This window comes from Corynebacterium sp. sy039 (assembly GCF_007904105.1).
Lineage (GTDB): Bacteria > Actinomycetota > Actinomycetes > Mycobacteriales > Mycobacteriaceae > Corynebacterium.
In genome coordinates this window covers 1,450,656-1,472,843 of the sequence record NZ_CP042325.1, presented here as the reverse complement: position 1 = coordinate 1,472,843, position 22,188 = coordinate 1,450,656, and the positions used below count along the sequence as shown (strand labels likewise).

The 22,188-nt window shown below is 46.0% G+C and carries 18 protein-coding genes; 14 read left to right on the top strand and 4 right to left on the bottom strand.

Annotated features, from left to right (window positions below):
* Nucleotides 1–168: 168 nt before the first annotated feature.
* Nucleotides 169–1,443 carry a uracil-xanthine permease family protein gene (locus FQV43_RS06655; protein WP_144273159.1) on the top strand — a complete coding sequence of 425 codons (1,275 nt, stop codon included), beginning with the start codon at nt 169–171 and terminating at the stop codon, nt 1,441–1,443.
* A gap of 69 nt (nt 1,444–1,512) precedes the next feature.
* Here the strand turns inward: FQV43_RS06655 and FQV43_RS06650 are convergent, their stop codons facing one another.
* Nucleotides 1,513–3,528, bottom strand: coding sequence for a fructose-specific PTS transporter subunit EIIC (locus tag FQV43_RS06650; protein WP_146339613.1), 2,016 nt, complete (start codon nt 3,526–3,528; stop codon nt 1,513–1,515).
* A 33-nt stretch (nt 3,529–3,561) separates the two neighbouring features.
* The gene (locus FQV43_RS06645) at nt 3,562–4,530 is read right to left on the bottom strand and encodes a 1-phosphofructokinase family hexose kinase (protein WP_146339612.1); all 969 of its coding nucleotides are present in this window, start codon (nt 4,528–4,530) and stop codon (nt 3,562–3,564) included.
* A 315-nt stretch (nt 4,531–4,845) separates the two neighbouring features.
* On the opposite strand from FQV43_RS06645, the gene FQV43_RS06640 reads away from it, so the two are divergent.
* The 4 genes from FQV43_RS06640 to FQV43_RS06625 are packed head-to-tail and all read left to right on the top strand — an operon-like array spanning nt 4,846 to nt 9,954.
* A complete protein-coding gene (locus tag FQV43_RS06640; RefSeq protein WP_146339611.1) occupies nt 4,846–6,264 on the top strand; it encodes an APC family permease in 1,419 nt (472 codons plus the stop codon).
* 60 nt (nt 6,265–6,324) lie between these two features.
* Nucleotides 6,325–7,623: a glutamine synthetase family protein gene (locus tag FQV43_RS06635; protein WP_146339610.1), complete on the top strand. Its 1,299-nt coding sequence runs from the start codon at nt 6,325–6,327 to the stop codon at nt 7,621–7,623.
* A complete protein-coding gene (locus FQV43_RS06630; protein ID WP_146339608.1) occupies nt 7,613–8,770 on the top strand; it encodes an amidohydrolase family protein in 1,158 nt (385 codons plus the stop codon). Before FQV43_RS06635 ends, FQV43_RS06630 begins: the two co-directional genes overlap by 11 nt.
* Nucleotides 8,767–9,954 carry a M20 family metallopeptidase gene (locus FQV43_RS06625; RefSeq protein WP_146339603.1) on the top strand — a complete coding sequence of 396 codons (1,188 nt, stop codon included), beginning with the start codon at nt 8,767–8,769 and terminating at the stop codon, nt 9,952–9,954. Before FQV43_RS06630 ends, FQV43_RS06625 begins: the two co-directional genes overlap by 4 nt.
* Here the strand turns inward: FQV43_RS06625 and FQV43_RS06620 are convergent.
* Nucleotides 9,951–10,796 (bottom strand): MurR/RpiR family transcriptional regulator, encoded by an 846-nt coding sequence (locus FQV43_RS06620; protein WP_146339601.1) that lies wholly within the window; start codon nt 10,794–10,796, stop codon nt 9,951–9,953. The two genes, FQV43_RS06625 and FQV43_RS06620, sit on opposite strands and share 4 nt — an antisense overlap.
* 53 nt (nt 10,797–10,849) lie before the next feature.
* On the bottom strand, nt 10,850–11,626 hold the full coding sequence (locus FQV43_RS06615) for a GntR family transcriptional regulator (RefSeq protein ID WP_146339599.1): 777 nt from the start codon (nt 11,624–11,626) through the stop codon (nt 10,850–10,852).
* A 173-nt stretch (nt 11,627–11,799) separates the two neighbouring features.
* Here FQV43_RS06615 and FQV43_RS06610 point away from each other — a divergent pair, with 173 nt between their 5' ends.
* The 9 genes from FQV43_RS06610 to eutC all read left to right on the top strand — a co-directional run bounded on the left by FQV43_RS06610 (nt 11,800) and on the right by eutC (nt 22,151).
* Entirely contained in the window at nt 11,800–12,915 is a 1,116-nt protein-coding gene (locus FQV43_RS06610; protein WP_144273150.1) for a TIGR03364 family FAD-dependent oxidoreductase, read from the top strand.
* Between the two features lie 146 nt (nt 12,916–13,061).
* A complete protein-coding gene (locus tag FQV43_RS06605; RefSeq protein ID WP_146339598.1) occupies nt 13,062–14,003 on the top strand; it encodes a phosphate/phosphite/phosphonate ABC transporter substrate-binding protein in 942 nt (313 codons plus the stop codon).
* Nucleotides 14,004–14,041: 38 nt separating this feature from the next.
* Nucleotides 14,042–14,872, top strand: coding sequence for a phosphonate ABC transporter ATP-binding protein (gene phnC / locus FQV43_RS06600; protein WP_146339595.1), 831 nt, complete (start codon nt 14,042–14,044; stop codon nt 14,870–14,872).
* Entirely contained in the window at nt 14,869–16,593 is a 1,725-nt protein-coding gene (phnE, locus tag FQV43_RS06595; protein WP_146339594.1) for a phosphonate ABC transporter, permease protein PhnE, read from the top strand. The genes phnC and phnE overlap by 4 nt, the downstream gene beginning before the upstream one ends.
* Nucleotides 16,594–16,681: 88 nt before the next feature.
* Entirely contained in the window at nt 16,682–17,365 is a 684-nt protein-coding gene (locus tag FQV43_RS06590; RefSeq protein ID WP_144273146.1) for an HAD-IA family hydrolase, read from the top strand.
* The gene (locus FQV43_RS06585; RefSeq protein ID WP_146339592.1) at nt 17,365–18,405 is read left to right on the top strand and encodes an alcohol dehydrogenase catalytic domain-containing protein; all 1,041 of its coding nucleotides are present in this window, start codon (nt 17,365–17,367) and stop codon (nt 18,403–18,405) included. Before FQV43_RS06590 ends, FQV43_RS06585 begins: the two co-directional genes overlap by 1 nt.
* 175 nt (nt 18,406–18,580) lie before the next feature.
* Nucleotides 18,581–19,942, top strand: coding sequence for an amino acid permease (locus FQV43_RS06580; protein ID WP_146339590.1), 1,362 nt, complete (start codon nt 18,581–18,583; stop codon nt 19,940–19,942).
* 50 nt (nt 19,943–19,992) lie between these two features.
* Nucleotides 19,993–21,408 (top strand): ethanolamine ammonia-lyase subunit EutB, encoded by a 1,416-nt coding sequence (locus FQV43_RS06575; RefSeq protein WP_144273143.1) that lies wholly within the window; start codon nt 19,993–19,995, stop codon nt 21,406–21,408.
* Nucleotides 21,405–22,151: an ethanolamine ammonia-lyase subunit EutC gene (eutC, locus tag FQV43_RS06570; protein WP_144273142.1), complete on the top strand. Its 747-nt coding sequence runs from the start codon at nt 21,405–21,407 to the stop codon at nt 22,149–22,151. Before FQV43_RS06575 ends, eutC begins: the two co-directional genes overlap by 4 nt.
* Nucleotides 22,152–22,188 lie beyond the last annotated feature (37 nt).

Genomic DNA, 22,188 nt, shown 5'->3' with positions numbered 1-22,188 from the left:
TTGTGCTTCATCATTACCTGAATCAACACTCGCTAAGTAAACTGATGCGTTTATGGGCATGATGCCCCAAAGAAACGCATCAGTTTTTCTTTTATCCGGTGGGGTAAGGTGCATAAAGTTTGTCGAAACTTTGACTAGCCATTTTCTACTAAGCAATAATGAGATTTTGTGACGAAAAGATTTGGTTGGTCTATCCACGGAGATGGAAAACATATTCATCCGGGTGCAGTAGTTGCCCCTGAAGAGCGCCTTTCTTGGGCGCGCACTATCGGTGTTGGTATGCAACACGTTGTAGCAATGTTTGGTGCGACCTTGTTGGTGCCTACTTTAACTGGTTTTCCAGTTAATACCACATTATTATTCTCTGGTCTTGGCACGATCATATTCCTGCTTGTTACCAGGAATAGGCTCCCATCCTACTTAGGCTCTTCTTTTGCTTTTATTGCACCTCTTAGTGCCGCACAGCATTATGGTATTGGTGCTCAGGCTGGTTCCGTGCTCGTGACTGGTCTTGTACTTATTGCCATTGGCATTATTGTAAAAATAGCTGGTAAAAGAGTTATTGATGCTGTTATGCCGCCGACGGTCACCGGTGCCATTGTTGCATTGATTGGTCTTAATTTAGCGCCAAGTGCAACCACTAATTTTCAGGCACAACCGCTTGTCGCGTGTGTGACTTTGCTGGCGATTTTGATTTTCGTAGTAGCAGGGCGCGGTATGGTTTCGCGTTTAGGTATTTTATTTGGCGTTATTGTCGGCTGGATTTTTGCGGCTATGACTGGCAATATCGCCGAAGAAGCACGCCAGAGTATCGCTGAAGCTGCGTGGGTTGGGGTTCCACAGTTCCATACTCCGCGATTTGAGATTTCTGCTATTGCAGTGGCACTTCCGGTGTTGGTGGTATTGATTGCGGAAAACATTGGTCATGTTAAAGCTGTCAGCGAAATGACGGAACGCAATTTAGATGATCTAGCAGGAGATGCTTTGATTGCCGACGGTCTTGCTACGTCTTTGGCAGGTGGTTTTGGTGGATCTGGGACTACTACATATGCAGAAAATATCGGTGTTATGGCAGCTACACGTGTCTATTCTACGGCTGCCTATTGGGTAGCTGCTGCTACTGCTATCTTGTTGGCGTTTATTCCTAAGTTTGGTGCTTTGATTTTTAGTATTCCCGCAGGAGTGCTTGGTGGGGCAACAGTAATGCTCTATGGTTTGATTGGTATGCTTGGCATTCGTATTTGGCAGGATAATAAAGTGGATTTTAATAATCCTGTCAATCTTAGTTGCGCTGCTATTGCTTTGATAGCAGGTATTGGTAATTTGACATTAAGTATTGCGGGGATCCAATTAGAAGGAATTGCATGGGGTTCCGCGGGGATTATTATCGTGTACCCGATCATGAGATACTTGTACGCAGCTTGTGGTGAAGGTTCGCGCTAGATTGTGCTGGGAATATATGCAAGCAGCACTTTAAGCTCCTAGAGATGTTCTCTAGGAGCTTAGGTTTTGTTATGCGGGGGTGTTGACTGTTTCTTGGAGGGTTTTATTGGGAAGAGCTTGTTTTAATACGAGTACGGAAATGGTGCTGACTACGATTCCACTTAGTAGCGCAATGACATAGCCCCAGATTGGGTCGATAGCGAAGAGTACAAAAATACCGCCATGTGGTGCACGTGATCCTACGTCTAAAGCCATGCTCAGTGCTCCTGTAGTGGCACCGCCGAGCATCATCGCTGGGATGACACGCAGTGGGTCTGCTGCCGCAAACGGAATTGCCCCCTCAGAAACAAAAGCGAGTCCCATTAACCATGCTGATTTGCCATTTTCTTGTTCTACAGGGGTAAAGAGATTTTTCTTTATCAGCGTAGCTAAAGACAGTGCAATAGGTGGAACCATGCCGGCTGCCATAACAGCGGCCATGATATGCATGGAGGCGGGGTCGCCGGTTGATAACCCGGCAGTGCCAAAGAGATAGGCTGCTTTGTTGATTGGTCCGCCAAGATCAGAACACATCATAAGACCTAGAACAATGCCTAAAAGGATCGCAGAAGAACCAGACATACTTGCCAACATATTCTGCAAACTTGTCATGATATATGCCAGTGGTGCACCTAAAAATAAATACATCAAACTACCGACGATCAAAGACGTCATGAGTGGGATAAGCATGACAGGCATGAGTGAGGCAAGCCAGCGGGGTGTTCTCCAAGAACCAATCCACATGGCTATGAAACCAGCAAGTAGTCCAGTGATTAATCCTCCGATGAATCCAGCGCCAACACTTACTGCAATGGCACCACCAGCAAATCCAGGTGCGATTCCGGGGCGACCGGCTAAGGCGAAAGCGATATAACCTGATAGTGCAGCAACAATGAAGCCCATAGCTGCTTGACCAGTGGCAAAGAGAACTGCTCCGAAATAAAGAGCAAAACCAGAACGCTCAAATGTCATGGAATTCACCTCATGACCCGGCAAGTTGGTGAGGCTATGCTGTGTGACAATATCTTGCCAGCCTTGTGCCATATCTGCACCACCGAATAAGAAACCTAGTGCCAAGAGCAGACCACCTGCGGCAACAAAAGGCACCATATAGGACACGCCTGTCATAATGGCTTGTTGGAGACGTTTTCCCCACCCAAGTTGTGATTGGTTAGTGTCTGTGGGAACACGAGAGCTTGTCTTGCCAGACACAGTACGTGCTTGCGGATTGTGTGCTGCACTTATTGCTTCTTTGAGCATGGTATCGGGTTCGTTAATTGCTCTTTTGACACCAGATTCAATGACTGGTTTTCCGGCAAATCTTTCTCGGTCACGAACCCCAACGTCGGTAGCGAAAATAACAGCCTGAGCGTTGTCAATAACTTTTTGATCCAGAGGGGCATTATGAGATGACCCCTGAGTTTCCACTGCAAGTTCCACATCATTGCATTTGGTTGCTGCCTGGGTGAGTGCATCTGCTGCCATATAGGTATGCGCAATGCCTGTAGGGCAGGCAGTGACAGCAACGATAGTGGTTTTAGCGGAGCTAGTGCTTGCTTTACTGGAGGCAGGGGCAGTGGAGGTTTTCTTCTCAGCGGTTACCACGTCTAGCACTAATGCGACGATTTCATCTTCGGATTGCGCAGTGCCTAGTGCAGCAAGAAAATCAGGGAGAACCAGTGCTCGTGCTAATTTAGAGAGGATTTTGAGGTGCTCTTTCCCGCCGTCGGCGGGTGCGGCGATGAGGAAAACAAGATGCGCATCACCATCAGGACCAGCAAAATCAACCGCAGGATTTAGGCGAGCAAAAGCAAGGGTCGGTTCTGATACTGCTGCACTACGACAATGAGGGATAGCTACTTTGCCTGGAACACCTGTTCCTGCCTTTTGTTCTCTGGCAATTGCTGCTTGTGCTAGTTCCGTTGCGTTGTTTGCGCGTCCAGCTTGATAAACAAGTTCGGCAAGATGAGTAATAACGGACTCAGGTGTGGTACCGCAATCCTTATCGAGAGTGACAAGATCAGTGCTAATGAGTGCGGAAGTCATGATCATGTTTCTTTCTGTCGAGTTGTGAGAAGATTAAAAGGCTAGTTCTGTGATAACAGTATCTGTGGTATTGATCAGCTCTGGTGTCGGAATAGTAGTCCCAGGTAGTGCTGTGGCAGCAGAGCCATAGGCAACTGCTTGTTGCAATGCTTGGGCAAAAGTTTTTCCTTCAGCTCGGGCCATGAGATATCCTGCTAAACAGCAGTCACCTGCGCCAACGGTAGATACAACTGTAATAGGGGGTGGACTTGCGTGCCAGATACCAGAACTGGTGGCAAGAAGAGCACCTGCATCGCCTAGGGTTACTAATACTTCAGAAACACCCCGACTAATGATGGTGTGAGTTGCTTTAATGATATCGCTGAAATTTCCTTGTCGTGCTGCATTTTCTAAAGCATTACCATCGCAGCCGACGAGCTGGCCTAATTCTAATCCATTGGGTTTAAGCAAGTTAGGTGCTGCGTGATGAAGATGTTTCCCGAGTGCTTTTAGCGGTGCGTCGGAAGTATCAACAGCGATACGTACGTGAGGTAGTTCTTTGCGTAGAACCTGGCAAAGTGCAGCGTAGAAATCTACAGGCGTGTTTTGGGGTAGTGATCCTGCAAGAACCACCCAATTTGCGTGCGCTGCTTTATCAAGTAACGCACTCATCAGCTGTGTTTGATGCGTGCTACTAAGATGAGGTCCTGTCCCGTTGAGCTTAGTGGTTACTCCGTGGGGATCAGTGATTGTGGTGTTTACTCGAACCTTGTCGTCAAGCGTAATGCGGCTATACGGTACGGCTATTTCCTCCAAGAGGTTAATAAATTGATCATGCTGTGCAGCAGGAAAGAGTGCGTGTGTTGCTTTTTGTGCTTTATGAATGGCATGAGACACATTGATGCCTTTGCCGCCAGCAACATGGCTTATTGATTGTGCTCGATTAACAGTGCCTAGTTCGAGTGGGGAAGAAAGAGTGACGGTAGCGTCAATGCTTGGATTTGGTGTGAGAGTCACGATCATGGAGTAGCGACCTTATCTTATGTATCTTTATTCGCGCGACGTATGCGATATATGCGATGTGCATGATATACACCATCAATACTTGTCTGCTTATGTCTGATTGTCAATGTGACTGTGTTGTTTTGTGTTTATTTCTGTGGGGTTATTTTTGTAATGGGGGTGGTGTTGGGTGATTAATTTCTATAATTTGCTAGAAAGTCCAATGATTTTCATGGAGGATGTTTATTATTTATTACAAATAATTATGATAATGACATTTTGTAATGTTTGTTACTAAATGTTATTTCTCGATTCATGATTAATTAGGAGCAGACAATGGATCATGAACCAACTCAAAGAACATTAAAAACATGGGAAATTACGGCCATATCATTGGGATTCATGGGACCAGTTATGGCTATGTCTCTCAACGGAATTGGCATCGCTGGTTTAGTAGGAAAATCAGTTCCCTTTACTTTTTGTCTGGCCTTCATCGGCACACTATTAGTGGCGTATAGCTTTATTCGCTTAACTGGTTTTATCGGTCATTCTGGATCAATTTATGCATTAGCAGGACTAACTATAGGCCCACGTGCTGGATTCTTTGGTGGGTGGGTTTTACTCGGAACTTACATATGCTTTTCTATGTGTATCGTCGGCGCATGTGCAGTTTTTGGCACTGCTTTCTTTGCAGAATTAGGGATTGAACTAGACGGTCAGCAATGGATGTTCATTGCTGTATTTGTGCTGGCGATTGGGTTATTTCTCAACAGCCGGGAATCGAAAATAACAGCACGATTTCTGCTCTCAGTGGGCTTCATCGGAATTGCTTCCATGCTTTTCCTTGCAATTTTTATTCTCATAAAAGTAGGAACAGATATAGACAGTGCACCAGTAAAAACCGGAATAGATTTTTCCGTATTCACCCCTGGAAACTCACGCTGGACGACGATTATCACTGCATCCGTGTTTGCATTTTTATCATGGGCAGGTTTTGAGTCTGGGAGTGCCTTAGGAGAAGAAACACACAATCCAACGAAAATAGTGCCGCGCTCTCTGCTCTATGCAGTTGTCTTAGGCGGGATAACATACATCTTTGTAATGTTCGCAGTTACCATTGGTTTTGGCACAGACTCACAAGGAATAGCAGCTTTTAGTTCTTCTTCATCAGCGTTAACTGAACTGTCTACGCGCTATATCAACCACGGTTTTGCTGTGGGGATGGCAGCTGTTGCATTCTGTGTGGCTCTAGCTGCTTTTTTAAGTTCAACTGCAGCAGCTTCACGTCTGCTCTATGCCTTAGCGCGTGATGATTGCGGACCACGAGTTTTTGCTTATATCTCGAAAAAACACGCGATTCCGCTTTATGCTGTCTGGTTTTGCATAATTCTAGCTGTCGGATCAGCTCTTGCATTAGGGCTGATGGGAATGTCAAGCGTAGATATTTATTATTACTTAGCAACAATCGGCACCCTATGCATGGTAGTTGCCTATGCCACCACGTCGTTAGGCGTTATATTTTTCATTTTGCAATCTCGTCGCGCTATACCGCGCTATGAAATTTTTATTCCGATACTTGCACTGTGCTACCTGCTTTTTGTCTATTTCATTCAGATACATGATCAAAGCGCACCTTTTACTTATTTCCCGTATATAGCTGGGGCATGGTGCTTTTTAGGAATAGTAATAGCCACAGCTCGACCACGATTAGCAGAAAAAATAGGCAAAGAAATGAGGGATAAGAATCCTATATAGAGATAAAGACACGAAAAACAGCAACCGAAAGCAAGATAATAGAAAGCAAGGTATAGGAAAATGGAAGCCACCAGTAACACAACTGAATTATTATTCGTTGCTACCAGTGATATTTCAGCACGAGCAAAAGGTAGAGCGATGCTGATGAGCGATTACTCACCGAAGTCGTCTTTAGGCTGGGTGCCGGCAAACTTGGGGATAGGAGCATTAGGACATATAGCACCAGGATCTGCTTTTGGCTCTAGCGGTGATTTGCGACTACGACCAGATCCTACTTCACTGAGCACGATCAAGACACCAATGCATACCGTCAACATTGTACTTGCTGATTTAGTGGAACCAGATGGGAAAGAATGGTCGTCATGTATGCGGACATTCTTAAAACGTGCAGTAAATGATTTAGCCGATTATGGTCTTAGAGCGACGGTGGCATTTGAGCATGAGTTTATGGATACGAGCCAATCCACAGAACATCACCCGTTCTCGTTAAGAGACTTTCGACGCGCAGAACCTATAGGAACTCAGTTGATGAATATCGCGAAAGAAGCTGGTCTAGAACCAGAAACATGGCTGCCGGAGTATGGTAAGCATCAGTTTGAGATGACATTACGTCCTGCAGATCCTGTCACAGCTGCAGATAGAGCTATCGTATTACGAGAGCTTATTCATGATGTGTTCGAGCAAGCAGAGAGAAACGTGAGTTTTTCTCCACTTGTATCTCCTGATTCAGTAGGCAATGGAGTGCATGTTCATTTTGGCCTGACTGATTTGATGGGGAAACCAGTATGTTTTGATCCCACGCAGCCTGGAAGACTCAGTAAAAAGGCGGCACAATTTGCTGCTGGAATTATTAAATATGCGCCTGCGTTCTCGGCATTATGCGCTCCACTGACTATCAGCTATAAGAGACTTGTACCGAATAATTGGTCAACAGCTCGTGTTTACCTAGGACTAAATAATAGAGAAGCATTGTTGCGTATCCCATCAACAAATGAATTATATGGACGTGACCCTGCACCGCAGTTGCATTTTGAGTATCGAGCTAGTGATATCGGTGCGAACCCCTGGTTATTGATTGGCAGTATTTTGCGTGCAGGCATGCAAGGTTTACATGAGCAACTACCACCGGAACCTGTAATAGAAGGTGAGCTTGATCTTGATGGTGAGCATAAAGATTTTGCACAATTACCGCATAGTTTACCTGCAGCTTTAACAGAACTTTCCGAGAATGAGATAGTTAAATCGTGGTTTTCGCAAGAATTTCTCAGTACGTTCCTCGCCATAAAGCGTGATGAGTGCGAGGCATTACAAGGTCTTTCTTTAGCACAACAATGTGAGGTTTATTCTCGTGTCTACTAAACAATTGGATCTTAGTCAGCTGGAATTATTTGATCATCATTGTCATGGAGTCGTAGAGCAGGAATTATCTCGACAAGATTTTGAGGAATTGATATCAGAGTCAACGTATGGTCCAGCAAAAGGAACTACGAGATTTGATACTCATATTGGATTTGCCATAAGGAATTATTGCGCACCTATTTTGGGATTACCAAGGTTTGCTACTGCTGAAGAATACTTAGAAAAACGTCGTGAGCTAGGTGCGAGAGAAGTTAATAAACGTTTGTTACGCGATAGTCGCATGACAACTTTAGGTATTGAAACTGGTCATGCACCAGATCGTATTCTTGGTGCTAAGGAAATGGGATGTGCTGCGGAGGCACAGGTTTATGAGATTGTGCGCCTGGAACGTGTAGCAGAAGAAGTTGCTATGGCACATCGTCGTCAAGCATTGCCAGTAGAGATCTTATGGGACGCGATTACGACAATGTTAGAGCATAAACTGCGTACAGCGATTGGCGTGAAAAGCATTGCAGCGTATCGAATTGGGCTTGACTTTAATCCCGAAGCACCGACAGATACAGAATTGGATCATGCCCTTTGTCGTTGGTATGAAAGCGTTTCCGACGATAAACACCCGAGATTAGTAGACAGCACTATTATTCGAGCGCTTATCTGGTTCGCCATTAAAAAATCGCTACCTATCCAATTCCACATTGGATATGGCGATAACGACGTGGATCTGCATCGCTGCAATCCTTTGTTACTGACAGATCTGTTACGAAAATCTGTACAGTATGGCGCAACTATCATGCTCTTGCACTGCTACCCATTTCATAGAGAAGCGGGATATTTAGCGGACGTTTTTCCGCACGTCTACTGCGATGTGGGGTTGGCAATAAACTACACTGGGGCGCGCTCAACAGCGATTATTGCTGAATCTATTGAGCTAGCGCCGTTTACTAAAGTGCTCTTTTCTAGTGATGCTTTCGGATTAAGCGAGCTCTATTGCACCGGGGCAAGACTATTTCGGTGTGGCTTAGAAAAAGTTTTACAAACATATATTGAAAAGCATGGGTGGCCCATAGCCGAAGCACAACGTGTAGCAGAAATGATTGGCTATCGTAACGCTATGAGAGCATACCACTTGGAGAATAAAGAGAAATGATGGCGAGAGATCTAGATAGCTTTGCGGATAAGTTTTATGAACTACTTTCTGCAGAAATAGGTATGGCTCAGGAATTGCGAAAACGACTGCATCAAAATCCACGAGTTTCTGGTGAAGAGTCAGAAACAACGCAAGAAATTATTGCTTACACTGGTTGCGAATTTTCTACTATCGCAACTACTGGCGCATATACCAGAATCGGAAAGAAAACAGGACCTGCAGTTGCTATTCGTGGCGAACTTGATGCTTTGGCTATCACTGAGAAAACCGGTGTGACGTGGGCAGCTACAAATGGGGCTATGCACGCCTGTGGTCATGACGTGCATTTAGCTGCTTTAGGTGCAGTGATACGAGCAGCACGACAGATCGATCTTCCTGTTGCCTTAGTACCAATTTTGCAGCCTCGCGAAGAGACATATCCCTCAGGTGCATTAGATATCAAAAAAAGTGGTATTTTTGAGCAGCAAAACATACAGTATGCAATAGGTGCACACGTTCATCCCTCATTACCTTGTGGCAGCGTGGCAACTGGTGCGGGAGTTGTTAATGCTGCGGCAGCTGAAGTGCATTTTTCTATCTCTGGCCAGGGCGGTCATGGTGCTTATCCGCATAAAGCAAAAGATATTGTTGCTCCAACTGCCCAAATAGCACTAGCAATCCCAGAAGTAGTGCGTAGAACATTGGATCCTATGAATCCTGCATTAGTAAGTGTTGGGCAGATGATCGTCGATAGTGGAGGAGCAAATGTTCTTCCTGAAACAGGAAAAATTACTGCTACGATGCGCACTACGAGAAAAAACGATGCAGAAACGCTGGTTCAAGCATTATCGGAGTTAGCACAAGGAATCGCATCTGCCTATGGAGTAGTTGCAAAGTTAGAGTATCGCCAAGGAGAACCGGTTTTGCATAATGCAGAGGAATTATGCAAGGAAATGGATGTTTTTTTACGACAAGCAGGATTAGAGCTTGCACCTCCTATGCGTTCTTTGGGCGCTGATGATTTTTCATTCTTCAGTGCTGCAGTTCCATCAGTAATGGCTTTTGTTGGTACTGGTAGTGAGCATAATATGCACATTCACCTGCATGATGCGCGGTTTTTACCTGATGAAGATGCCGTGCGTCGTGTGGCATTAACTATGGCTTCAGGATATCTTGGTGCAGCAAGAAAAATACTTGCTCCTTAGGATTCGATACGCAAACGTAATTGATCGAGTTTCTCTAAGCGGGTTGTAGCCAGGGGAGTCAGTGTGGCTGCAACCTGGTTACATACATACTCGGTAACAGCTAAAAGCGAAACAGAACTGTCATTGGCACTATCTGATTCAACTTCTGCTGGAATGACTACATCAGCAAAACTTGCGATAGGAGAAAGCCATTTATCGGTGAAAAGTACAATTTTCATCCCTAATTCTTTCGCAGCTTTTGTTATGCGCAATGTATGTGGACTGTAGCGTCTAACATCATAGACGCACAGTATGTCGCCTTTTTTGCTATCACATAGGGTTGCCGCAGCCAGAATTGCTTTGCTCGGTAAGAGGTGGACATATGGGCGTAGCTGAATAAGTTGGAGAACAAGATGTTCGGCAGCTACTGATGAGTAATCACCACCAGTAGCAAAAATTTTTTTCGAGGTAGCACCAAGAAGGGTAATTGCCTGTTGTAGTTCTTTTTCTGGGATTGTGATCAGAGATGATTCGACTTGGTGCAATAAATTTAATGCAGATGAAGTCGCAGATGGAGTCTGTGCCTGTTGATCAGAGACTTGTTGCAGCGTCGATGTTTCTCTTTGACTTAGTTCTGTGCGCAGACATTCTTGAAAATCTTTATAGCTAGCAAAACCAAGTTCATTGATGAATCGGATGACAGTAGGCGCACTTACCTTTGCTTTATTGGCAAGAGATGCCACGGTTGATAAACCTGCAGCAGGGTAGTCTGCGAGTAGGACTCGTGCAATTTTTTGCTCTGATTTGGTAAAAGAGTGTTCGTTGCCGATGAGTTGCAGGGCGATATTTTTGACAGCAGACATGAACCTATCCAAGAAATAAAACTAGCTAGTGTAATGTGATTCTACTACTTGAGCTAGTCATTGATTGGATCATCTTCGGAGTTGTTTTGTGCGTTGACCATAGAAATTGGTGAGGGGGTTCCACGTACGGTTGTCATAGTGAAATTTGCCATATGGGAGAGATAGCGATCGTCGGAGGCTTCAATGGGGGTACCGTCTTGGGAAAAAGTATGGCGACGCACTCTCAGTAGGGGAGTTCCGGGAGTAACACCAAGTAAACGGGCGTCTTCTTCTGCTGCTGGTATCGCATCAATGGTGCGAATTGCGTAGGCAATAGAGATACCGGAGTTGATGAGTTGTTGGTAGATGGATCCCGAATCAGTATCAAAAATGAGAATGTGCTTACCTACTTCCAGAGGATAGTTGAGGCGTTCTACCATGGCAGGTTCGCCATCCATAAGTCGGAGACGATATACCGAGACAATCTGATCGGTAGCAGAGATATTCAGGCGCACAGCCAATTCTGATCCGGCTGGACGACGAGTAACCCATTGAGTTTGCTGACCTGGTTCGATTCCGGAGTTCTGACACCACTGTGAAAAAGAGATAACTCCGTCAAAGGATTGGGTTGGGACAGTGTCAAGGACACGGGATCGCCGTCCTTGCCCTGAGGATAGTAAGCCTTCGGTGCGTAGTGTTGCGATAGCTTGACGAATTGTGCCTCGGGCGCAATGAAATTGCTGGCATAGCTGGGCTTCTGAAGGAATTGCTTGACCAGGGGAGAATACACCTGTGCGAATTTGCTGTCGGAGATGAGCTGCGATCTCTTGGTGCTGCTGCAGTTTAGCCACTTCTATGAATATGCCTTTCTGGATTGATGATGTTTTATCCAGCACTTTGCGGAAATATGACTCTAATGATAACCCGATAGCGACCCAATTCTGGTTAATAGTTGGCAAAAAATACCTTAACTTGTCTATTCAAGTATGGACAATAGGTGTTTATTGGGTGCACAATAAGGGGTATGAAAACTGATTTGATTGTGGTTGGTAGCGGCATTGTAGGACTCGCTACTGCGTTTTTGGCGCATGAAAAAGGGCTCTCAGTTCGTGTTATTGATCGATCGGAGCGTCCTGTTGGTTCCTCAATTATGAATTTCGGTCATGCTTGCTTTACTGGTCAGGCTGATTCAACTATGGATATGGCATGGGTATCGCGCCAAGGGTGGATCCGGGCAGCTGAAACTGTGGGGCTATGGGCAAAAAATTCTGGGACATATGTGCCTGCTATGACAGAAGCGCAAATGCAGGTACTTGAAGAGTTTGCACGTCATCGAGGTGATGAACAAGTCCAACTCCTCGAGTCAAAAATGGTGGGTGCCAAAATTGGTAATCCGGGCTTGCCAAGTGTCGGGGGAGCATGGTTTCCACTGGATATGCGAGTAAATCCACGTGAAGCGGCACCGAAACTGGCTGCATGGCTTGCGCAACAGGGGGTAATTTTTCAGTGGTTGCATGAAGTGCGTGAGGTTGCCTCTGGCACGGTTGTAACAAATCGTGGCGTATTTGAGGCTGAACGGGTGATATGTTGTCCGAACTATTTTCTTACACAATTATTTCCGCAGTTAGCAGATAAGTTTTCTGTTCGAGTATGTACTTTGACTATGGCGTTGATTGAGCGACCAAAGCGTGTTCCTGCTGATATTGCATTATTTACTGGAACGTCTCTTGCTCGTTATGACGGTTTTACTGGTATGCCAAGTATGTTAAAGCTCAAAAAAGAGCTTAAGGAAAATGCTCCTGAACTTGTAGATTGCGTTGCTAATCTCATGGCTACTGGAATACCAGAAGGTATTTTTGTGGGGGACTCGCATAGCTATGCGTTGTCTCCGGATCCTTTTATGGATCATGATGTGGCGCAATTACTCATCGATGGTGTTGGTGAATATTTTGCCATTAAAAACCCACGAGTTATCCAGCGTTGGCAGGGGCGTTATGCTGATTCGCCTAGTGTGAATGTGATTTTGGAACATCCTGATGAGCAAACGGTGGTGGCGGTAGTAACTTCTGGCATAGGTATGACTTTATCCTTTGGGGTTGCTGATTTGGCACTTAATGGTAGGGGTAACGTCACCTTTTAGGGTTAACGTAGGTTACTTGTATATGAATTCTTTTAACTCGACTAGACAAGTTGAGTATGTCTTATCAAAATATTTTCTAGTACACATTGCTTTCCGACGTCTCTGCGTGGCAGAACTTCGTCATACCCGAAAATGAAAGGATCCTCATGAAGAAGTTAAAGTATTATGCAGCCGTTGCATGTATGTGTCCTGTGTTGGTTTCTTGTGGTGGACATGGCAGCACAAATTCAAGTGTTGCAGATGAGACTAAAGATACCCTGATCTTTGCAGCAGTTCCTGCGGAGACTTCCCAAACCCTTAAGTCGTCTTATGAAAATTTAGCAAAACTCATTGAACAAGAAACACAAGTACACGTGGAGTTTCAAGATGCTACCGACTACGCTGCAGTTATTGAAGGGCAGCGTGCTGGAAAAATCGATATTGCATCTTATGGTCCCTTTTCTTATGTCTTAGCTAAAGATTCTGGTGTCCCCATTGAACCCATAGCAGCTCCTACTAATGATGAAGCACAAGCACCGGCATATACCTCGTTGGCTTACGTGAAACAAGATTCTCCTATTTCCTCTCTGAAAGATCTCAAAGGGAAGAAGGTGTGTTTGGTAGACCCTAGTTCTACTTCAGGTTATTTAGTGCCGATGAAAGGTTTTATGGACAGTGGTATCGATATGCTCAATGATGTTGAACCGATTATCACTGGTGGACATGACGCATCATTACTTGCGCTCAAGGGAGGCGACTGTGACGCCGCTTTTGCCCACGACGCTATGCTGACCACTTTGACAAAAACAGGTCAGATAAAAGAGGGGGAAGTGAAATCCATCTGGGAATCTGACCCTATTACGGAAGATCCTATAGCAATTAACACAGAATCAGTACCTGCTGAACTCGTAGCAAAAATTCGGACTGCTATTCGCGAAAAAGCAAATAAGCCTGCGCTAGTAGCAGCAGGTATTTGTTCTTCAGTAGAGCGTTGTGCGCTACCGGAAGAAATTGAATGGGGATATAAAGAAATCAGTGATGCTGATTTTGACACCATCCGTAGTATTTGCGCCACGACGAAAGCACAGGCTTGTGCTGCTATTTCCTAATACACGGTCACTGATAGGGCAATAACGGAGAACTTGGCATGGTCACTTCGCAACTACAGCACGAGATTGATACGCACTATGCGGTGCAACTGCAGAATGTAAGCAAAGATTTTGGTGGTGTCCTTGGTCTTGATAACGTAAAACTTGGTTTCCGCACAGGAGAAATCACTGTCTTATTGGGATTATCGGGGTCCGGAAAATCTACATTATTACGTCATATCAATGGCTTATGCTCCCCGACTAATGGCAGTGTGCGCGTACTTGGACAAGAGGTTAATTCTCTTAGCGCTCGTCAATTGCGTTTTCTACGTAAAGATATTGGCATGATTTTCCAGGCGTTCAATTTAGTAGGACCGATGTCTGTGTTGGAAAATGTATGCACAGGGGCATTGGGAAGACTCACTGGTCCTCGGTTATCGCTGATGATGTATCCTAAAGCAATAAAACATGAGGCTTTGGCAATGCTTGAGCGTGTTGGACTTGCAGACCGAGCGCATCAAAGAGCCGATACTTTATCTGGTGGACAACAACAACGTGTAGCTATTGCACGATCTCTTATGCAGCACCCCAAAATACTATTAGCGGATGAACCTGTTGCTGCCCTTGATCCTATTTCTTCTGATGCGGTGATGACTTTATTAAAGCAAATTTGCGTCGAAGATAAGATCACTATCATTGCGTCCTTGCATCAAGTGCAATTAGCCATAGACTATGCGGATCGTATTGTTGGCTTAGGATCTGGTCGGGTGAAGTTTGATCGCTCAACAAAAGCAATGACGGTTGAAGATGCAGCGCACGTATATCAATCCATAACTGCGCATTCTACTGGTACTGCGGAAGCAGCTCTTACCACGGAAGGTGTGAGATGACTGTTTCTTCAACTTATTCAGTACATTCGTCGAGCATACTGCGGTATAAGAGTTATAAGGGCTATAAGAATAAGCACCGTATTACGGCGTATCTTTGCCTTGTTGCCCTAGCTCTAGCGGGTTGTTGGTCAGTCATTTCTATAGGAATCAACATCAATAGTCTTGTTGAATCTGCCAGCAATGCTTCCGCTTTTCTAAAGCGTATGTTTCCGCTGCAGTTTCCAGAGATAACGGAATTACTATCATTGATTTCTGAGACACTGGCGATTGTATTCCTAGCAACATTGCTCTCAGTAGTTTTATCGATGCCACTGGCTTTAGGCGCAGCAAGGAAAATCTCACCCAACTCTAGCGCACGGATTGCATCGCGTGCCTTAATAGTGATCGCTCGAGCAATACCCGATCTTGTTCTTGCCATCATTTTTATGCGGATATTCGGCCTCGGGTCCGTAGGTGGTATTTTAGCTATGGGAATTCATTCAGTTGGTATGGTTGCGAAATTATATGCTGATGCGATTGAAGAGCTTGACGACGGTCCTCGTGAAGCTATCGAATCTGTTGGTGGCACACGAAGGCAACAAATTATCGCTGCTATACCGCAGGCGCTTGCCCCTCAGATAATCGCTACTGCTTTGCATCGCTTTGACATAAACCTCCGTACTTCAGTGCTCTTGGGATACGTTGGAGTCGGGGGAGTGGGTATGGCGATAGCTGATTCCTTACGAATGATGAATTATCGCAGAGGCATGGCATTGGCTCTCGTTGTTTTGGTGCTATGCATCGGTATCGAGTTACTTTCTGCTGCATTGCGTGCGGCTATCCTACGCAAAGCGAGCACAGATTTTTCTCCACAAAAGAGAGCGCGGACATGGGCTGATACGCTCTTTTTGCCACGTAATCCAGAAAGAAAAGAGCAGGTAGAGCCTGCTAAAAATACTTCTAGCGTGAAACCTCCGTGGACTTTTTCCCGCGGACAGCGTGTGGCATCGATAGCGCTTCTAGTCTTTTTTACATGGGCTGCTGCCGCAAAAGTTGGAATAACTACACATCAGATACTCGATGGTGTAATGAATATTCCTGCTACTTGTGCATTATTTTTTCCACCATCGTCGGAGAATATGGCACCCGAACTTTTTGCATTACTGTTCGATACAATCCGTATTGCTCTAGCGGCGACGTTCTTAGGGGCAATATGTGCGATCCCTATTGGAATTCTTGCTGCTCGGAACGTTATTTCTCATCCTGCTGTCCATATTTTTGTGCGGAGTTTCATCGTTATTATTCGAGGAATTCCAGAACTGATCCTTGCCATTATTTTTGTTGTTATATCGGGTCTTGGAGCTGTGGCAGGTACTCTAGCGTTGGCACTTGGCGCAGTAGGGCTGTTGTCAAAATTGGTAGCGGATTCGCTTGAAGAAACAGATATTGATGTGCAAAGAGCAATTTTTACAGCTGGAGCGACAAGAGCACAAGTATTTTTTGCAGCGACATTACGTCAAGCAGCACCAGCTTTTATTGCGCATACTCTTTATCTTTTGGATATCAATATCCGGTCGGCCACGTTATTAGGCGTAGTGGGAGCTGGCGGTATTGGTTTTCAATTGCTCAATGCTGCTCGTGTGAATCAGTTTCAAGTAGTAACTTACATTCTTTTACTCATCATTGGCGTAGTGCTATGTGTGGAATTTCTTTCCATGTGGCTACGCAAAGCTGTGCGATAGCCATTAAATACTAGGATGCCTTCCATTCATAAGGCGCGCATGAGCGATTTTATCAGCCACAATTCTTTTCACCTTTAAGGGATAAATAATGTACAGACTAGCAATTTTTGATATGGCGGGAACTACTGTTGATGAACGCGATGAGGTCTATCGCGTATTGCGTACAGCAGCCGAACGCGAAGGTGCCAGGATTAGCGATGAGGTATTTCAGTCGTATATGGGTACTGAAAAATATTGGGCACTAGGTCAGTTATTAGAAATTGGTGGGGTGCCACTAAACAAAGACATACATGAAAGAGCATGGCAATGGTTTCGGGCTGAACTGCGTCGAAGCTATATGGCTGAGCCACCAAGTCCGTTTGCTGGAATTGAAACTATGTTTTGCCTTTTACGAGAAAAAGGGATAAAAATCGCTCTCACTACAGGGTTTTCTCGTGAAATAGCTGATCTTATTCTAGAAGCGATGGGGTGGAATAACGGTGTTATTGACTGCTTAGTTGCTGGTGACGAAGTGCCTCTTGGACGTCCTGAGCCTTTCCTTATTGAAAAGGCAATGCAAGAACTTGGTGTAAGTGATCTAAAAGAGGTAATTAGTTGTGGCGATACTCAAGCAGATGTGGAAAGTGCACAAAGAGCAGGAGTGACGAGTGTCGGAGTGTTGACTGGGCATCTTGATAGAGAAAAATTCGGTTCTTTCGGTGCTGATTTTGTCTTAGATTCTGCTGCTCAACTACCTTTACTTCTGGCTGACCCTTCCGACGAGGCAGAATAATGAGTGTGCATACATCACTGAGCGAACCAATTAATGCACTTGTATGGATGGGGGGACTTAACTTTGAGAATGTTGCTTTGGCTGCTCCTCAGTTACAACCCGGAGAGAGCTTGGTGCGTATAACCACGGCGAGTATTTGTGGTTCTGATCGTCACACAGTAACAGGGCGGAGGAAACAGGCATGCCCGTCAGTTCTTGGCCATGAAGGAGTCGGTATCGTTGAACAAACGCGTAATCCACTTTTAGTGCCCGGTCAGCGTGTGACTTTTTCAGTTACTGCACCATGTATGTCATGTGATCGTTGTGAGATGGGTTGTACTGCCAAATGTCGTAATCTGCTCAAGACTGGACATGAGCCTTTTAATGGGGACTGGTCACTATCGGGGACGTATGCTTCCCATATTGTGCTTCGGGCTCATCAGCCAGTAGCTGTGGTACCTGATACGTTAGAGGACGTGCCGGCGTCTATTGCGTCATGTGCAGGTGGTACTGTGATGGCAGCATTGGAAAAGGTGTGCCACCATGTAGGCAGTCTTGCTGGGAAAAGACTATTGGTGGTGGGGTGTGGAATGCTTGGCTTACTTGCTGTCGACGTCGCTATCCAGGCTGGTGCGGTAGTGACGGCGATAGATCCTAATCCACAGCGTTGTGCGTGGGCGCAGTCATTGGGAGCAATGGTATATACACCTGCAGAATATACTGCTAATCCATGTAGCATAGATGTGTCGTGCGAATTTTCTGGTTCAGCTCAAGGCGTTGATTCTTGTATTAGTGTGCTCGATATTGGGGGTCTAGCTGTATTAGGTGGATCTGTGGCAACGTCACCAGATATATCGGTTAATCCTGAGTGGTTAGTGCGTGGGTTGCGGCATATCGTTGGTGTGCATAATTATGAACCGCGTCATCTTGAACAGGCTTTGGATTTTCTTTCTCGATCAACTATTGATTGGGAATCAATTACTGCAGGTCCTATTTCTCTCGCAGAGGTTCCTCATGCGTTTGATCCCACCGATGCTTTACGAATCATTGTTTCTGTATGAAAATTCCTGCCACCTCCCCCTGATTTCCATACCTATTGATTGACAGGTAGGCTGATTGGGGTACTGGTGAAAACCACGCACCGCATACTCACTATGAGGACTTACATACTCGGTAGCGTCGGGAGTGCAATCAGTACAGGCTAAGAAACTTCACCAAGGTCTTAAGGAGGATTCTTTGGACACCAACACAATGGACGGACAAAGAGTGCAAGGGGAGAAAAAGCAGTCAGCAGGGAAGCAAACTGGTCTTAAACAAGGAACCTTGGGATGGGTGCTGCTCACTGGGCTGGGAGTTTCCTTCGTTATTTCCGGAGATTTTGCTGGTTGGCAGTTCGGTCTAGTAGACGGCGGCTGGGGTGGCATGGCAATTGCTTTGGTCGTCGTCGGGGTGCTGTATCTGTCGATGTGTATGGCCTTGGCGGAGCTGTCTTCACGATTCCCAAGCGCAGGCGGTGGGCACCAATTTGCAACAATCGCTTTTGGGCGCATTGGTGGCGTGATCACAGCAAGCGCAATCGTATTGGAATATGTGGTGGCACCGGCTGCTATCTCCACGTTTATCGCAGCTTATGTGCAGTCGCTCGGTATAGTTCATTTCTCACATCCGTGGGTGATTCATCTAGCCTGCTACGTCATTTTCGTTGCGATTAACTTGGCCGGTGCTGGGGAAGCGCTCAAAGTTATGCTCGTCATTACTACGATTGCCTCGTTGGCGCTTATTGCGTACACCATAGCAATGGTGCCGCATTTTGATGTGACGCATCTATCGCAAGGAATCGATTTTTTCCCACATGGCTCTATGAGCGTATGGCTTGCTATTCCGTCGGCAATTTGGTTTTTCTTAGCTGTCGAGGGTGTTCCTATGGCTGCTGAAGAAGCGCGTTCACCACATAGAACTTTGCCGCGTGCAATTCTATTTTCAATGGTTATTCTAAGTATCTTCGCGTTTGCCATGCTCCTGGTTGGACCCGGTGGCGCAGGTACTGATGTATTTGCACAATCAGGTGATCCGCTTATCAGTGGGTTACGCGCTATCCATGCACCATCTATCTTGATTGTGGCGGTCAATTGTGCCGCATTGATCGGTCTTATCGCCTCGTTTTTCTCCATTACCTTTGGCTATAGTCGCTTAATCTATAGCCTTGCCAGGGAACAGATTTTGCCTCATGTGTTCACTCGCGTTAACGGTCGTGGGGTACCTACCTGGGCGCTTATCGTGCCAGCTATCATTGGTTTTGTCCTAACGATCTTCATCGACGGCGATACACTCATGGCAGTTGCAGTGTGCGGCGCAGTAATTTCTTATGCGCTCATGATGGCTAGCCACATTGTCCTACACAAAAAAGTAGTGCCGCAGCAGACAAGCGAGGATCCATATGTGACCCCTGGTGGCAGAATTACCTCTGGCATTGCCTTAGTGCTGTCATTATGCGCGATTGTTTGTACTTTCCTTGCAAATATCGCCGTTGGATTGTGCTCAGTGGCAGTGTTAGCGTGCTTGCTTGTACTGCACCTATTTTCTTATCGCTCGCACTAGGCTAGATGTCATCGACACCGCCTAATGCTCAATATGAAGTAAGGAATTTTATGTCCGGTTCTGGTTATCACTATAAACTCGGGGAACATAATTACACTTTTCGTTCGCTTAACGACGTCATGGCCAAGGCAACACCGCTGCGTTCTGGAGATATTCTCTCTGGTGCTGGTGCGCATAGCGCTGCAGAACGTGCTGCAGCGCAATGGGTATTGGCAGATATTGACCTCGTGCAATTTTTAGAGCAGCCAGCACTAAGCTATGACAGTGATTTTGTTACCCGCATTATTCTTGACGACTGGGACAAAGAGGCTTTCGCACCTATTGCGCATTTGACTGTGGGGGAGTTCCGGCAGTGGCTACTGGAGCAGGCATATAACAATAGTGCTGCTCTTTCTGCTATCGCACCAGGAATCACCCCAGAGATGGCAGCTGCAGTCTCAAAGTTGATGAGCAACGGCGAGCTGATTGCTGTGGCCAGCAAAATCACTAATGTTGCTGCATTCCGCAGCACAATTGGACTACCAGGAACTTTAGCTACTCGGTTGCAGCCAAATCATCCCACAGATGACCCAGCTGGTATCGCAGCTTCCATTGCCGACGGTCTGCTACTGGGGTCAGGAGATGCAGTTATTGGAATCAACCCCGCCACTGATTTCCCCACGCGCGTTGATTCCTTACTACGTCTGATAGATGATGTGCGCCAGACCTATGAGGTTCCCACTCAATCATGCGTTCTTACCCACGTCACTACCACGATTGATCTTTTAGAAAAAGGATCACCAGTGGATCTGGTTTTCCAATCAATAGCAGGTACTGAAGGCACAAATCTCAGCTTCGGGGTGACAAAAGAATTATTAGACGAGGCGTATGCTGGCGCTTTGTCACTTGGACGTGGCAGCGTGGGCAATAACTGTATGTATTTTGAGACTGGTCAAGGTTCTGCACTATCGGCAGGTGCACATTGCGATAACGACGGGCACCCAGTAGACCAACAAACTCTCGAGGCACGTGCTTATGGCTTAGCGCGGCACTACAATCCTTTGCTGGTCAATACCGTGGTAGGTTTTATTGGACCTGAATATCTCTACAACGGGAAACAAATTATTCGCGCCGGTCTAGAAGACTTATTCTGTGGCAAACTCCTAGGGCTACCTATGGGAGTGGATGTGTGCTACACCAACCATGCAGAAGCTGATCCTGACGATATGGATTCTTTGCTGCACTTGCTTATTCAAGCAGGTACAAGTTTTGTTATTTGTGTGCCTGGCACAGACGACATCATGCTTGGCTACCAATCGCTTAGCCATAATGATGTTGCCCTCGCCAGGTCAGTGACTGGGCGTCGTCATGCTCCAGAGTTCGAGCAATGGTTGCAAGGCACAGGGCTTATCGACGACACACATGCGCTACAAGCTCAACCAGCACTAGATCTTAGTTCACTCATTTCTCTTGAGGCGAAATCATGAACCATACGCAAGACATTACCCCCCAGCAAACACTCAATGCTCAATTACAAAGCCTTACCCCAGCACGAGTCGGATTAGGCAGATATGGTGCAGCAGTCCCTACCGCTGCACGCTTGGAATTACTCAGCGCGCATGCCCAAGCGCGAGACGCAGTACACTCCCACATGGATATGACACTACTGCGCGAACAACTAGGGGAGATACTTGAGATTCACTCCCAAGCCAAGGATCGCAGAGAATATCTCCTACGCCCTGACTATGGCCGTGCCCCACGCGAATTACCACCAGAACTAGCAGACTACAAAGCTGATATCGGCATTGTGCTTATCGACGGACTTTCACCTGCTGCAGTAAGTACTCACGGTCCACAGCTATACACTGCTCTCAAAGAAACCCTCAAAGACTATAAAGTAGCGCCACCGGTAGTAGGACACCAAGGTCGAGTTGCGTTGGGAGATCACATCGGTCAAGCAGCCGCATGGGATATCACTCTTGTTGTTATCGGCGAGCGCCCTGGATTGAGCGTGCCTAGTTCTTTAGGCATTTACTCCACCTGGAAAACCTATGCAGGTATCACTGAGGAACGCAGGAATTGTATCTCCAATATCCATCCACCAGAGGGAATGAGCTATCACGACGCAGCTCTTATCGCCCTTGACTATGTGGAGAAATACTATCAAGCCGGACAATCCGGGTTCATGATCAAGGCAAAAGAAATAGCACCGCAGCTAGAACAAAAATAAAACCAGGGGTGTGCCCATATGTATGGACACACCCCTG